The 15,241-nt window shown below is 60.7% G+C and carries 12 protein-coding genes; 9 read left to right on the forward strand and 3 right to left on the reverse strand.

Annotated features, from left to right (window positions below):
• Positions 1-17: 17 nt before the first annotated feature.
• From F475_RS11220 to rpmE, 3 genes are all read right to left on the reverse strand, one after another.
• A complete protein-coding gene (locus tag F475_RS11220) occupies positions 18-1,286 on the reverse strand; it encodes a malic enzyme-like NAD(P)-binding protein (protein WP_018929144.1) in 1,269 nt (422 codons plus the stop codon).
• A 170-nt stretch (positions 1,287-1,456) separates the two neighbouring features.
• Positions 1,457-2,257, reverse strand: a complete 801-nt coding sequence (locus tag F475_RS11225; protein ID WP_111453923.1) for a thermonuclease family protein — start codon at positions 2,255-2,257, stop codon at positions 1,457-1,459.
• Between the two features lie 35 nt (positions 2,258-2,292).
• Positions 2,293-2,511 carry a 50S ribosomal protein L31 gene (rpmE, locus tag F475_RS11230; RefSeq protein ID WP_018929146.1) on the reverse strand — a complete coding sequence of 73 codons (219 nt, stop codon included), beginning with the start codon at positions 2,509-2,511 and terminating at the stop codon, positions 2,293-2,295.
• A gap of 330 nt (positions 2,512-2,841) precedes the next feature.
• Between rpmE and F475_RS11235 the strand changes: the two genes are divergently transcribed.
• From F475_RS11235 to phaC (F475_RS11280), 9 genes are all read left to right on the forward strand, one after another.
• Positions 2,842-5,061 carry a primosomal protein N' gene (locus F475_RS11235; protein ID WP_018929148.1) on the forward strand — a complete coding sequence of 740 codons (2,220 nt, stop codon included), beginning with the start codon at positions 2,842-2,844 and terminating at the stop codon, positions 5,059-5,061.
• Between the two features lie 166 nt (positions 5,062-5,227).
• Entirely contained in the window at positions 5,228-6,964 is a 1,737-nt protein-coding gene (gene argS, locus F475_RS11240) for an arginine--tRNA ligase (RefSeq protein WP_064615921.1), read from the forward strand.
• 1 nt (position 6,965) lies between these two features.
• Positions 6,966-7,676: an SPOR domain-containing protein gene (locus tag F475_RS11245; RefSeq protein ID WP_007936813.1), complete on the forward strand. Its 711-nt coding sequence runs from the start codon at positions 6,966-6,968 to the stop codon at positions 7,674-7,676.
• A 312-nt stretch (positions 7,677-7,988) separates the two neighbouring features.
• Complete coding sequence (hslV, locus tag F475_RS11255; RefSeq protein WP_007936812.1) at positions 7,989-8,519, forward strand: ATP-dependent protease subunit HslV; 531 nt, start codon at positions 7,989-7,991, stop codon at positions 8,517-8,519.
• Between the two features lie 54 nt (positions 8,520-8,573).
• Positions 8,574-9,914, forward strand: a complete 1,341-nt coding sequence (gene hslU / locus F475_RS11260; RefSeq protein WP_019581849.1) for an ATP-dependent protease ATPase subunit HslU — start codon at positions 8,574-8,576, stop codon at positions 9,912-9,914.
• A gap of 205 nt (positions 9,915-10,119) precedes the next feature.
• Positions 10,120-10,500 (forward strand): gamma-butyrobetaine hydroxylase-like domain-containing protein, encoded by a 381-nt coding sequence (locus F475_RS11265; protein WP_018929151.1) that lies wholly within the window; start codon positions 10,120-10,122, stop codon positions 10,498-10,500.
• Positions 10,501-10,743: 243 nt separating this feature from the next.
• Positions 10,744-12,423 carry a class II poly(R)-hydroxyalkanoic acid synthase gene (gene phaC / locus F475_RS11270; RefSeq protein WP_111453924.1) on the forward strand — a complete coding sequence of 560 codons (1,680 nt, stop codon included), beginning with the start codon at positions 10,744-10,746 and terminating at the stop codon, positions 12,421-12,423.
• A gap of 134 nt (positions 12,424-12,557) precedes the next feature.
• Positions 12,558-13,412, forward strand: a complete 855-nt coding sequence (gene phaZ, locus F475_RS11275) for a poly(3-hydroxyalkanoate) depolymerase (protein WP_086944125.1) — start codon at positions 12,558-12,560, stop codon at positions 13,410-13,412.
• Between the two features lie 129 nt (positions 13,413-13,541).
• Complete coding sequence (phaC, locus tag F475_RS11280; protein WP_111453925.1) at positions 13,542-15,224, forward strand: class II poly(R)-hydroxyalkanoic acid synthase; 1,683 nt, start codon at positions 13,542-13,544, stop codon at positions 15,222-15,224.
• The last annotated feature ends 17 nt before the right edge of the window (positions 15,225-15,241 follow it).

Consider the following 15,241-nt stretch of genomic DNA (forward strand, 5'->3'; position numbering starts at 1 on the left):
TGAAGCGCTACAACGGCTTAGCCGTTGAACACGTCATCCACGCTTTTCAGCGGGTAGTTCTTCGGATACGGCAGGGTCGCCACGCCGGTCTCGATTGCAGCCTTGGCCACGGCATCGGAGATCAGGGTGATCAGACGGGCATCCATTGGTTTCGGGATGATGTACTCACGACCGAATTCCAGCTTGATGCCGCCGTAGGCATCGCACACTTCCTGAGGCACTGGCAGCTTGGCCAGCTCACGCAGGGCGTTGGCAGCAGCCACTTTCATTTCTTCGTTGATGCGCTTGGCGCGAACGTCCAGCGCGCCACGGAAGATGAACGGGAAGCCCAGTACGTTGTTGACCTGGTTCGGGTAGTCCGAACGGCCGGTGGCCATGATCACGTCGTTGCGAGTGGCGTGCGCCAGTTCCGGGGAGATTTCCGGATCCGGGTTCGAGCATGCGAATACGATCGGGTTGGCCGCCATGGATTTCAGGCCTTCAGCGCTCAGCAGGTTCGGGCCGGACAGGCCAACAAACACGTCGGCGCCTTCCAGTGCGTCAGCCAGGGTGCGCTTGTCGGTCGCGTGAGCGAAGACGGCCTTGTACTGGTTCAGGTCATCACGGCCGGAGTGGATCACACCGGTACGGTCAACCATGTAGATGTTCTCGATGTTGGCGCCCATGCTCACCAGCAATTTCATGCAGGAGATGGCGGCAGCACCGGCGCCCAGGCAGACGATCTTGGCTTCCGGCAGGGTTTTACCGGCGATTTCCAGGGCGTTGATCATGCCGGCAGCGGTCACGATCGCGGTACCGTGCTGGTCATCGTGGAATACCGGAATGTCGCACTGCTCGATCAGAGCGCGTTCGATTTCAAAGCACTCAGGTGCCTTGATGTCTTCCAGGTTGATGCCACCGAAGGTGATGGAGATACGCTTGACGGTGTCGATGAAGGCTTGCGGGCTTTCGGAATCGACTTCGATGTCGAACACGTCGATGCCGGCGAAGCGCTTGAACAGAACACCTTTACCTTCCATCACCGGCTTGGAAGCCAATGGACCGAGGTTACCCAGGCCCAGAATCGCGGTGCCATCGGAAATGACTGCAACCAGGTTGCCTTTGCCGGTGTATTTGTAGGCCAGTTCAGGATCGCGGGCGATTTCGCGTACCGGTTCGGCTACGCCGGGGCTGTAGGCCAGCGACAGGTCGCGGGCGGTAGCAGTGGCCTTGGTGAGCTCGACACTCAGCTTCCCTGGACGAGGATTGGCGTGATATTCGAGAGCGGCAGTTTTCAAATCAGACATGTGGGCATTCCGCTTTTTACTGTTGGACAGACGGACCGCCGAGGATACTCGTGTCGCAAAGTCCCCACAAGACTGACCAGTCACCCCTGTCAAGCGCCCTGCCCTACGACTTTGGGCCAAGAGCCACGGAATACAAGGGATAGACTGTTCACAATCTACAGAATAAATGTCTACAATTTTTCTTGCGGCGCGACCTGCAACATCGCCGGATCGGTCAGCGGCAAAAGCCAGCGTGCCTGCCCGGGCTTCAGCCCGCCACGGCGCGAACGATCCACGACCCAGCCACGAGCCTCGATTTGCTTGCCTTTGAGCTTCTCAAGCGACGCGCCATCGAATTGCCCCAGCAAATTGGGTGCAACCCGCAACACAACTGAATCCTGCAACTCGATCCAAACCCCGCCGCGATTGCGCTGAACCTTGCTCACACGACCACTGAGCACGGCGAAGCCGGACGCGTTGATCTGCTCCGCTTTCAGTACAGGTGACTGTCGCCACAGCCCGAGGCCGGCCTGACGAGCACTGCGTTCCGCCGCCTGCTGGCAGCCGACCAAATCGACGTTCGGCGCTACCGCGACCTGAAAACCGAGACCTTCAGCAAGCATCTGCGCTTCGAGGTTGGCGCCATCGACGCTGTAGACATGGGCCAGGGTGCGGCCGTAATGGTCCTTGCCTTCTTTACCCGGCAGCAAACCGACCCGCCCGTCGCTGGCGGCCACCAGGGTTTCCAGGCGTTTGCGCGCGGCCTCGGCGAACGGCTCGTCGGAACGACCCTGCTTGCCCAGCTCCGGCGTGTTCAAACCGATCATGCGCACACTGCGCCCATCGCTCAGACGCAAGGTGTCGCCATCCACCACCCGCTGGACTGCGACCGGCGTCAGCCCGCTCGGCGCCGGGCAGAAGGCCTGGGCAGCGGAAAGCCAAATCGCAGACATAAAAAAGGCGCCCGCGAGGGACGCCTTTTTCATCAGCATGGAAAAACCGTAACGGCTTCCCAAGTTGATCGGCCTTAGGCCTTTTTCGCGCCGAAAGCACCGAAACGGTCTGCGAAACGCTGAACGCGGCCGCCAGTGTCCAGAGTCTTTTGCTTACCGGTGTAGAACGGGTGGCATTCGTTGCAAACGTCGATCGCCAGGGCTTTGCCGTAGGTCGAACGGGTTTCGAACTTGTTGCCGCAGCTGCAGGTAACAGCAACTGCTGGGTATTCTGGATGGATATCAGCTTTCATGGTGTCTTCCTCAGGCTAGCGTGCCGCCACCCAACACTATTGTTGAATACCGCACGTAATTAGGCCGCGGATTCTACCAGACCTTTGCAAACACGCAAGCTGTCGTGGGTGCCCTCCATCAGGAAAGACTGTTCAATGTTGACGGCGTCTTTTAACGCCATGCTGCGTTGCTACTCCTCCCCATAGCGCGCTATGAGTCGTCGTAGCGCCTTGCCTGGCATTAAAATCCACTCGTCAACACTTGAACGCTTTCCTGATGGAGGACACAAATCCGACCGTCTGCTAGGCTCCCGGCCTTCTTCATCACCCCTTCACCGAGTAAACAATCGCGTGCCCAACGCCATTCTGCGCCTCGCCCTGCCTTCGCCCCTGCGCCGCCTGTTCGACTATCGCGCCCCGGCTGGAGTCCTGCGCGCCCAGTTACACCCGGGCATGCGTTTGCGGGTGCCGTTCGGCCGGCGGGAGATGATCGGGATTCTGGTGGAGATCACCGACCACAGCGAAGTCCCGACAGAAAAGCTCAAACCGGCGCTGGCCCTGCTCGATGCCGTACCGCCGCTGCCACCCGCGCTGTTCAAGCTGTGCCTGTGGACGTCCCAGTATTATCAGCACAGCCTCGGCGACACGTTGAGCTGGGCGCTGCCGGTGTTGCTGCGTCAGGGTGAACTGGCCGAAGCCCGTCAGGAGCGGTTCTGGTCCGCCGCGCCCGGCGCCAGCCTCGATGACCCGCGCATCGCCCGCGCCCCAAGGCAGCGCGAAGCCCTGGCGACCCTGGCGCAACATCCCCATGGCGTCGCCCATCAGTTGCTGAGCAAACTGATGCTGAGCAAGGACAGCCTCGATCTGTTGTTGGCCAAGGATCTGGTGCAGGTAGACATCCGCAGGCACGCGCCCGGCGCTCGCCACGAACACTGGCTGGCACAACCGGAATTGCCGCTCAACCCGGAGCAGCGCGCCGCTTATGAAGCGATTCGCGCCGGGTTCGACAGTTATCACGCGTTCCTGCTGGCCGGCGTCACCGGCAGCGGCAAGACCGAAGTCTATTTGCAACTGATCCGCGAAACCCTCGAGGCCGGCAAGCAAGCCCTGGTGCTGATCCCGGAGATCAACCTCGGCCCGCAAACCCTGGCGCGCTTCGAACAGCGCTTCAATGCACGCATCGCACTGATCCACTCCGCCGTCAACGACCGCGAGCGCCTGGACGCCTGGCTGGCCGCCCGGGATGGCGAAGCCGACATTATTATCGGCACCCGTTCGGCGCTGTTCACGCCGATGAAGAACCCCGGCCTGATCATCATCGATGAAGAGCACGACGGCTCCTATAAACAGCAGGAAGGCTTGCGCTACCACGCCCGCGACCTGGCGCTGGTTCGCGCCCGGCAGGAAAACATCCCGATTGTCCTCGGCTCCGCCACGCCTTCGCTGGAAAGCCTGCAAAACGCCTACACCGGTCGTTACGGCCTGCTGCGCCTGAATGAGCGCGCCGGTGGTGCCAAGCAACCGCGCTTCCTGCGCCTGGACGTGAAAAGTCGTCCACTGGACAGCGGCATTTCCGGGCCGATGCAGCAAGCCATCGGTCAGACCCTCGCCGCCGGCCAGCAGGTGCTGGTGTTCCTCAACCGTCGAGGGTTCGCCCCGACACTGCTCTGCCACGATTGCGGCTGGATGTCCGAATGCCAGCGTTGCGACGCGCGAATGACCGTGCACCAGCGCTCGGGCGAATTGCGTTGCCATCATTGTGGCTACGTCGAGCGCGTGCCTCGGCATTGCCCAAAGTGCGGCAAGGTCGATTTGCGGCCCGTGGGCGCCGGCACCGAGCGTGCCGAGGAACGCTTGGGGATTCTGTTTCCGGACGTCCCGGTGCTGCGGGTCGACCGCGACAGTACTTCACGCAAAGACGCGATGAATCAGTTGTTCGCGACCATCCAGAAAGGCCAGCCGTGCATTCTGGTCGGCACACAGATGCTTGCCAAAGGGCACCACTTCCCTCGGGTGACCCTGGTGTCGATTCTCGATGCCGACGGCGGGTTGTTCTCTGGCGACTTCCGCGCCAGCGAGCGCATGGCGCAGTTGATCGTGCAGGTCGCCGGGCGCGCGGGGCGGGCCGAAGAACCGGGCAAAGTGATTATCCAGACGCACCTGGCGGACCACCCGCTGCTGGTGCAACTGACCGAACAGGGCTACTTCGCCTTCGCCGAACAGGCGCTGAGCGAGCGCCGCTCCGCCGGGTTGCCGCCATTTGCGCATCTCGCGCTGCTGCGGGCCGAAGCGCACAAACCGGGGCAGGCCGAAGGGTTCCTCGATGAAGCGTGCAGTGAGGCCGAACGACTGCTGACCGAACAGCATCTGACCGGCATCGAGTTGCTGGGGCCGGTTCCGGCACCGATGGAGCGCCGAGCCGGGCGCTATCGCGCACAGTTATTGCTGCAAGCCACGGCCCGGGCGCCACTGCATCGATTGTTGAGCAGTTGGTTGCTGGCTTTGGAGCAGATGCCCAGTGGGCGGGCAGTGCGTTGGTCTTTGGATGTCGACCCTGTGGATTTGTATTGATTGGAAGGTTGCTTTCGCGAGCAAGCCCGCGATAGCGGTCGAATAGTCACCACATATCCATAACCTGCCCGCTATAGTTGGCAAGCCCGTCTTCGCAACGGATAATGCCCAGTTTTTCCACTAGCGCACTGAAGCGCCGCCGCGCCTGCGGTCGAAAGAGAAGACCATGAAAGACACCATTCGCCAGCTGATCCAACAAGCCATCACCCAACTCGTCAACGAAGGTGTGTTGCCTGAAGGCCTGTCGCCGGCGATCCAGGTGGAAAACTCCCGTGACAAGACTCACGGCGACTTCGCCAGCAACATCGCGATGATGCTGGCCAAACCGGCCGGCATGAAGCCCCGTGACCTGGCCGAGAAAATCATCGCCGCGCTGCCGGCTGACGAAAACGTCTCCAAAGCCGAAATTGCCGGCCCTGGCTTCCTGAACTTCTTCCAGAACACCCAAGCCCTGGCGACCCGCCTGGACGCAGCCCTGGCTGACGACCACATCGGCGTACGCAAGGCCGGCCCGGTGCAGCGCACCGTGGTTGACCTGTCCGCACCAAACCTGGCCAAGGAGATGCACGTCGGCCACTTGCGCTCGACCATCATCGGCGACGGTGTGGCGCGGGTGCTGGAGTTCCTCGGCGATACAGTGATCCGTCAGAACCATGTCGGCGACTGGGGCACCCAGTTCGGCATGCTGATGGCTTATCTGCAGGAAAATCCGATCACCAGCGACGAACTGTCGGACCTGGAAAACTTCTACCGCGCCGCCAAACAGCGCTTCGACGAGTCCGAAGAGTTCGCCGACCGCGCCCGTGGCCTGGTGGTCAAGCTGCAAGCCGGCGACCCGGACTGCCTGGCCCTGTGGACCAAGTTCAAGGACATCTCGCTGTCCCACTGCCAGAAAATCTACGAGCTGCTGAACGTCAAACTGACCATGGCCGACGTGATGGGTGAAAGCGCCTATAACGACGACCTGATCAACGTGGTCAACGACCTCAAGGCCAAGGGCATGCTGGTCGAGAGCAACGGCGCCCAGTGCGTGTTCCTCGACGAGTTCAAGAACGCCGAGGGCGAACCGCTGCCAGTGATCATCGTCAAGGCCGACGGCGGCTACCTCTATGCCACCACCGACCTGGCGGCCGTGCGCTACCGCAGCGGCGTGCTGAAAGCCGATCGCGCGCTGTACTTCGTTGACCAGCGCCAGGCCCTGCACTTCCAGCAGGTATTCCAGGTCGCGCGTCAGGCCGGCTTCGTGACCCATCCGATGGAAATGGAGCACATGGGCTTCGGCACCATGAACGGCGCCGACGGCCGTCCGTTCAAGACCCGTGACGGCGGCACCGTGAAGCTGATCGACCTGCTGACCGAAGCCCAGGAACGCGCCTACACGCTGGTGAAGGAGAAGAACCCGGAGTTGGCCGAAGACGAGCTGCGCAACATCGCCAAGGTCGTGGGCATTGGCGCGGTGAAGTACGCCGACCTGTCCAAGCACCGCACCAGCGACTACAGCTTCAACTTCGACCTGATGCTGAACTTCGAAGGCAACACCGCACCGTACCTGCTGTACGCCTACACCCGAGTGGCCGGCGTGTTCCGCAAGCTCGGCAAGGACTTCAGCGAAGTCGAAGGGCAAATCGTCCTCGAAGCGCCGCACGAACATGAGCTGGCGGCGAAACTGGCGCAGTTCGGCGAAATCCTGAATAACGTGTCCGACAAAGGCACGCCGCACATTCTCTGCACCTACCTGTACGATGTTGCCGGCCTGTTCTCCAGTTTCTACGAGAACTGCCCGATCCTCGGCGCCGACACCCCGGCGCAAATGCAGAGCCGTCTGCGCCTTGCTGCGTTGACCGGCCGCACTCTCAAGCAAGGCCTGGAACTCTTGGGTCTGGAAACTCTGGAGCGTATGTAAGTTGGCTGCCAAGAAAAAACCTGCACCCAAGCGTGGCGCCAGCCGTTACCAAGCTCCTGCAAAGCAACCGATCCCGGGCTGGCTGTGGATGGCCATCGGCCTGACGGTCGGCGCGTTCATTGTGTTCCTGATGAAGCTGGAGCCGGGCAAGGGCAGTGACAGCGTCAAGCGCGAGAAGGTCGAGCAACAGCAGAAAGCGACCAAGATCGCCGAAGCCAACAAGACCCCGCCGAGCCCGACGCAACCGGTGAAGCCGAAGTACGACTTCTACACCTTGCTGCCGGAATCGGAAGTGATCGTGCCGCCGGATGCGGTACCGGAGAAAACCCTGCCGACGCCACAGGTGCCGGCCGTGCCGACCACGCCGGTGACGCCTGCGGAAGCGGCGAAGATCGACACCGCCCGGGCTCAGGCGGCATTGGCCGGCATCACTCCGCCGCCAGCGCCACCGGTGGCTAAAGCGGCGCCGGTGACCAAGTTCTTCCTGCAGGCCGGTTCGTTCCGCAAGCAAGCCGATGCCGACAAGGTTCGGGCGCAGATCATCCTGCTGGGTCAGGCCGTGGCGGTTGAATCCGGCACGGTGAAAGACGAGACCTGGTACCGGGTGCTGGTCGGCCCGTTCAGCAACCGTGAACAACTGACCACCGCCCAGAAACAATTGGCGGGCAGCGGCTTCAGTAACCTGTTGTTACAACAACGCCAGAGCCGCTGATCCCACTGTACTGGCAGAAGCAATCTGCTTTTGTGGCGAGGGAGCTTGCTCCCGCTGGAGTGCGAAGCACTCCCAATCCGGCCATCGCGGTATGCCAGACAAACCGCGATGGCCGGATGTACGACTGCTTTGCAGCCGAACGGGACGGTGCGGCGATCCGACAAGCTCCCTCGCCACAGGGATTCACTTGCACCCGCCTTCGCAAATGACACACCGCTCGTCCCCCGCCGCGTCCTACAGTTGAAAAACGCTCCACCACCCCCATATGAGTTGGCATAAGGCATTTTCGCCCCGCTGCGTGGAGACTCTCCCTTGACCACCATCGTTTCAGTTCGCCGCCACGGCAAAGTCGTCATGGGCGGCGACGGCCAGGTTTCGCTCGGCAATACCGTGATGAAAGGCAACGCGAAGAAAGTTCGCCGCCTGTACCACGGTCAGGTTATCGCCGGTTTTGCCGGGGCTACCGCTGACGCCTTCACCCTCTTCGAACGTTTTGAAGGCCAACTCGAAAAACATCAGGGCCACCTGGTTCGCGCCGCTGTCGAACTCGCCAAAGAATGGCGCACTGACCGCTCCCTCAGCCGCCTCGAAGCCATGCTCGCGGTCGCCAACAAGGATGCTTCTCTGATCATCACCGGCAACGGTGACGTGGTTGAGCCTGAAGAAGGCCTGATCGCCATGGGTTCCGGCGGCGGCTACGCCCAGGCTGCGGCCAGCGCGCTGTTGAAAAAGACCGACCTGTCGGCCCGGGAAATCGTCGAAACCGCTTTGGGCATCGCTGGCGACATCTGCGTGTTCACCAACCACAACATCACCATCGAGGAGCAGGATCTCGCTGAGTAAGCCTGTCTTGGCCTAGCGCCACGGCTCACTTTTGCTTGAGGACCGCCAATTACTATGCCCATGACCCCCCGTGAAATCGTCCACGAACTCAATCGCCATATCATCGGCCAGGACGATGCCAAACGCGCCGTCGCCATTGCCTTGCGCAACCGCTGGCGCCGGATGCAGCTGCCCGAAGAGCTGCGCGTCGAAGTCACCCCCAAGAACATTCTGATGATCGGCCCGACCGGCGTCGGTAAAACCGAGATCGCCCGCCGCCTGGCCAAACTCGCCAACGCACCGTTCATCAAAGTCGAAGCAACCAAGTTCACCGAAGTCGGCTACGTCGGCCGCGACGTCGAGTCGATCATTCGCGATCTGGCTGATGCCGCGATCAAACTGCTGCGCGAACAGGAAATGACCAAGGTTCGCCACCGCGCCGAAGACGCCGCCGAAGAACGCATCCTCGACGCCTTGCTGCCACCGGCACGCATGGGTTTCAGCAACGAAGACGCCGCCCCGGCCCAGGACTCCAACACCCGCCAGCTGTTCCGCAAGCGCCTGCGTGAAGGTCAGCTGGACGACAAGGAGATCGAAATCGAAGTCGCCGAAATCACCGGCGTCGATATCTCCGCGCCACCGGGCATGGAAGAAATGACCAACCAGTTGCAGAGCCTGTTCGCCAACATGGGCAAGGGCAAGCGCAAGAGCCGCAAGCTCAAGGTCAAGGAAGCGCTGAAACTGGTTCGCGACGAAGAAGCCGGTCGCCTGGTCAACGAAGAAGAGTTGAAGGCCAAGGCGCTGGAAGCTGTCGAACAGCACGGCATCGTGTTCATCGACGAAATCGACAAGGTCGCCAAGCGCGGCAATACCGGTGGCGTCGACGTATCCCGTGAAGGCGTACAGCGCGACTTGCTGCCGCTGATCGAAGGCTGCACCGTCAACACCAAACTGGGCATGGTCAAGACCGACCACATCCTGTTCATCGCCTCTGGCGCATTCCACCTGAGCAAGCCGAGTGATCTGGTGCCGGAGCTGCAAGGTCGCCTGCCGATTCGGGTCGAACTCAAGGCCCTGAGCCCGGAAGATTTCGAGCGTATCCTCAGCGAACCGCATGCCTCTCTCACCGAGCAGTATTGCGCGCTACTGAAAACCGAAGGCCTGCTCATCGAGTTCCAGCCGGACGGCATCAAGCGTATTGCCGAGATTGCCTGGCAGGTCAACGAGAAGACCGAGAACATCGGCGCCCGTCGCCTGCACACCTTGCTGGAGCGTCTGCTTGAAGAGGTGTCGTTCAGCGCCGGCGATCTGGCCAGCACCCATGACGAAAAGGCGATCCTGATCGATGCCGATTACGTCAACAGCCACTTGGGCGAATTGGCGCAGAACGAAGACCTGTCCCGTTATATCCTGTAGGTCTCATTCTGTGTGAGCGGGCTTCCGTGGCGAGGGAGCTTGCTCCCGCTGGGTCGCGAAGCGGCCCCAAAGTCGGTGAATGCGGTTTATCTACAAGACCTCATTCGCCGGATTTACGACTGCTACGCAGCCGAGCGGGAGCAAGCTCCCTCGCCACAGATCACCCGCCGACACAGGGCCTTCATACAAACGGAAGATCGGCCCCATGACGACCCAACTCCCCACCGACATCAAACTGCACAAAGCCTCGAAAACCCTGACGCTCAAATACGCGTCCGGCGAGGAGTATCACCTGCCCGCAGAATTCCTTCGTGTGCACTCTCCTTCCGCCGAGGTCCAGGGCCACGGCAAACCTATCCTGCAATTTGGCAAGATCGGCGTAGGCCTGAGCAAGGTCGAACCAGCCGGTCAGTACGCACTGAAATTGACCTTCGACGACGGCCACGACAGCGGCCTGTTCACCTGGGAATATCTGTACCAGTTGGCGGTGCGCCAAGAGGATCTGTGGAACGATTATCTTGCCGAACTCAAAGCGGCTGGAAAGACCCGTGATCCGAACGAGTCGGTCGTCAAGCTGATGCTCTAGGTCAGGCCTCGAGGTATTTAGAGGGCATTTTCTAATTCCATCTGTTTGAATGCTTGGCTGCCGGGTCAACGATTGGCCCGCTTGCGAAAAAAATTAAACTCGGGTAACCAATGGAGCTGGCAAGTTCCGTGCATTTGTAGCTATGCGCAATTAACGGTCACCCCGAGCAGTAGTACCTGGCGTTTGCTGTGTGACTACACAGCTGGGCTCAGGTACTCGCCTCAGGACAATGGAGCGTCGTAGATGAGTATCAAGCAAAACGATGACCTGAAATTCCAGGCTTCAGAAAATACCTTGGGACTGAATCCTGTTGTTGGGCTGCGTAGAAAGGATCTACTGGGCTCTGCCCGAATGGTGCTGACCCAGGCCATCAGACAACCCATCCACAGTGCCAGGCACGTCGCCCATTTCGGCATCGAACTCAAGAACGTGCTGTTCGGAAAATCCGAGCTTCAACCGCAAAGCGACGACCGCCGTTTCCTCGACCCGGCCTGGAGCCAGAACCCTCTCTACAAACGTTATTTGCAAACTTATCTGGCGTGGCGCAAGGAGCTCCACACCTGGATCGATAAGAGCAATCTCTCGCCCAAGGACGTCGCTCGCGGGCATTTCGTGATCAACCTCATGACCGAAGCCATGGCCCCGACCAACACGGCAGCCAACCCGGCGGCGGTCAAACGCTTCTTCGAAACCGGTGGCAAAAGCCTGCTCGACGGCCTCTCCCATCTGGCCAAGGATCTGATCCACAACGGCGGGATGCCGAGCCAGGTCAACATGGGCGCGTTCGAAGTCGGCAAGAGCCTGGGTGTGACCGAAGGCGCGGTGGTCTTTCGCAACGACGTGCTGGAGCTGATCCAGTACAAGCCGATCACCGAGCAAGTGCATGAACGCCCACTGCTGGTGGTGCCGCCGCAAATCAACAAGTTCTATGTTTTCGACCTCAGTCCGGACAAGAGCCTGGCGCGCTTCTGCCTGCGCAACAACATGCAGACGTTCATCGTCAGCTGGCGCAACCCGACCAAGGAACAACGCGAGTGGGGTCTGTCGACCTACATCGAAGCGCTCAAGGAAGCGGTCGACGTGGTCACCGCGATCACCGGCAGCAAAGACGTGAACATGCTCGGCGCCTGCTCCGGCGGCATCACCTGCACTGCCCTGCTGGGTCATTACGCAGCGATCGGCGAAAAGAAAGTCAACGCTCTCACACTGCTGGTCAGCGTGCTCGACACCACCCTCGACAGCGACGTGGCCCTGTTCGTCGACGAACAGACCCTCGAAGCCGCCAAGCGCCATTCCTACCAGGCCGGTGTGCTGGAAGGTCGCGACATGGCGAAAGTCTTCGCCTGGATGCGTCCCAACGACTTGATCTGGAACTACTGGGTCAACAACTACCTGTTGGGCAACGAGCCACCGGTGTTCGACATTCTGTTCTGGAACAACGACACCACTCGCCTGCCGGCCGCTTTCCACGGCGACCTGATCGAGATGTTCAAAAACAACCCACTGATCCGCCCCAATGCACTGGAAGTGTGCGGCACACCGATCGACCTCAAACAGGTCGATGCCGACATCTTTTCCCTGGCCGGCACCAACGATCACATCACCCCGTGGAAGTCCTGCTACAAGTCGGCACAACTGTTCGGCGGCAAGGTCGAGTTCGTGCTGTCCAGCAGCGGACATATCCAGAGCATTCTGAACCCGCCGGGCAATCCGAAAGCACGCTACATGACCAGCACCGACATGCCGGTCAAGGCCGAGGACTGGATGGAAAACTCCACCAAGCACACCGACTCCTGGTGGTTGCATTGGCAGGCGTGGCAGGCCGAACGCTCGGGCAAACTGAAGAAGTCCCCCGCCAACCTTGGCAACAAGGCCTATCCCGCGGGTGAGGCGTCGCCAGGCACGTATGTGCACGAACGTTGAGCTTCAAACAACTCGCAGTCCGCGGCACTGGGAGGTGCCGCGATTGTCATTAATCAGCCTCGAGGCCAGCCTCGAACATTCTGCGACGGCCCGGGATGGCCCGATCAGCGTTTAAAACCTACAGGGCTTCGTGCATGCCGCAACCGTTCGTATTCCGTACCGTCAACCTGGATGGGCAGACCCTCCGCACCGCGGTACGCCCCGGCAAGCCTCACTTGACGCCCTTGCTGATTTTCAACGGCATCGGCGCCAACCTGGAGCTGATATTTCCGTTCGTCCAGGCGCTGGATCCGGACCTGGAAGTCATCGCCTTCGACGTACCCGGTGTCGGCGGCTCATCCACTCCCAGCCGGCCGTATCGCTTTTCGGGCCTGGCGAAACTGACCGCGCGAATGCTCGACTATCTCGATTACGGGCAGGTCAATGTGATCGGCGTGTCATGGGGTGGCGCCCTGGCGCAGCAATTTGCCTATGACTATCCCGAGCGCTGCAAGAAGCTGGTGCTGGCAGCCACGGCGGCCGGCACAGTGATGGTACCGGGTAAACCGAAAGTGCTGTGGATGATGGCCAGCCCACGACGCTACATCCAGCCGTCCCATGTGATTCGCATCGCGCCGATGATCTATGGCGGCTCGTTCCGTCGCGATCCAACCCTGGCGGCCAGTCACGCCGCGCGGGTTCGCTCGGCAGGCAAACTGGGCTACTACTGGCAGCTGTTCGCCGGGTTTGGCTGGACCAGCATTCACTGGCTGCACAAGATCCAACAGCCGACCCTGGTGCTGGCCGGCGACGACGACCCACTGATCCCGCTGATCAATATGCGCATGCTGGCCTGGCGAATTCCCAATGCCCAATTGCACATCATCGACGACGGGCATCTGTTCTTGATTACCCGGGCCGAAGCGGTGGCACCGATCATCATGAAGTTTCTCGAAGAGGAACGTCAGCGCGCTGTGATGCATCCGCATCCGGCGCCATCGGGCAGTTGACCGGCCCCGGCTTTGGTTCAGGAAAAGAGCGTCGACAGGACGTCGTACCGCGCAACAATCCGCAACAACGTCTATGGTGATTTGTTCGGTGAGTTTGTTTTTGGCCTGATGACGAAGGAGTGTTGACTCATGCGCGACAAACCAGCGAAGGGCTCCTTGCCCACTCCCGCTGCATTCATCAACGCACAGAGTGCGGTTACCGGTCTGCGCGGCCGGGACTTGCTTTCAACCTTGCGCAGCCTGGCCACCCATGGCCTGCGCAACCCGGTGTACACGGCCCGGCATGCCTTGAAGCTGGGCGGCCAGCTTGGCCGCGTGTTGTTGGGTGAAACCCTGCACCCGATCAATCCGCAAGACAATCGCTTTGCCGACCCGGCGTGGAGCCTCAACCCTTTTTATCGCCGCAGCTTGCAGGCCTACCTGAGTTGGCAGAAGGAGGTCAAAAACTGGATCGACGAGAGCAACCTGAGCCCGGACGATCGCGCCCGCGCCCACTTTGCGTTTGCCTTGATCAACGACGCCGTGGCGCCGTCCAACACCCTGCTCAATCCGCTGGCGGTCAAGGAGATCTTCAACTCTGGCGGTCACAGCCTGGTGCGGGGTATCGGCCATTTGCTTGACGATCTGCTGCACAACGACGGCTTGCCCAGACAGGTCACCAAACAAGCATTCGAGGTAGGCAAGACAGTCGCCACCACCACCGGCTCCGTGGTGTTTCGCAATGAGCTGCTGGAACTAATCCAGTACAAGCCGATGAGCGAAAAACAGTATTCCAAGCCGTTGCTGATCGTGCCGCCACAGATCAACAAGTTCTACATTTTCGACTTGAGCCCCAGTAACAGCTTCGTCCAGTTCGCCCTTAAAAACGGCTTGCAGACCTTCGTGATCAGCTGGCGCAATCCTGATGTGCGTCACCGCGAATGGGGGCTGTCGTCTTACGTCGAAGCCACCGAAGAAGCGATGAATGTGTGCCGGGCGATTACCGGCTCCCGCGACGTCAACCTGATGGGTGCCTGCGCCGGCGGGCTGACCATCGCCGCGCTGCAAGGGCACTTGCAGGCCAAGCGGCAGCTGCGGCGGGTGTCCAGCGCGACCTATCTGGTCAGCCTGCTCGACAGTCAGATAGAAAGCCCGGCCACCCTCTTCGTCGACGAACAAACGCTGGAAGCGGCCAAGCGCCGCTCATATCAGAAGGGCGTTCTGGAAGGTCGCGACATGGCCAGGGTTTTTGCCTGGATGCGCCCCAACGATTTGATCTGGAATTACTTCGTCAATAACTACCTGCTGGGCAAGGAGCCACCGGCGTTCGACATCCTCTACTGGAACAATGACAACACGCGCCTGCCGGCAGCGTTTCATGGCGATCTGCTGGACTTCTTCAAGCACAACCCGCTGAGTCATCCGGGTGGGCTGGAAGTGTGCGGCACACCGATCGACCTGCAGAAAGTCACCGTCGACAGTTTCAGCGTGGCCGGCATGAACGATCACATCACCCCGTGGGATGCGGTGTATCGCTCGACTTTGCTACTGGGTGGCGAGCGACGCTTCGTGCTGTCGAGCAGCGGTCATGTGCAGAGCATTCTCAACCCGCCGCACAACTCGAAAGCCAACTACGTCGAGAACCCGAAACTGAGCAGCGACCCGCGGGCCTGGTATTACGACGCCAAACGCGTCGACGGCAGTTGGTGGACACAATGGCTGAGCTGGATTCAGGAACGCTCCGGCGCACTACACGAAACCAAGATGACCCTCGGCAACCAGAACTATCCACCGATGGAGGCGGCACCCGGTACTTACGTGCGCGTGCGCTGACGTTCAATGAACCACGG

It is taken from the genome of Pseudomonas sp. URMO17WK12:I6 (assembly GCF_003253625.1).
GTDB lineage: Bacteria > Pseudomonadota > Gammaproteobacteria > Pseudomonadales > Pseudomonadaceae > Aquipseudomonas.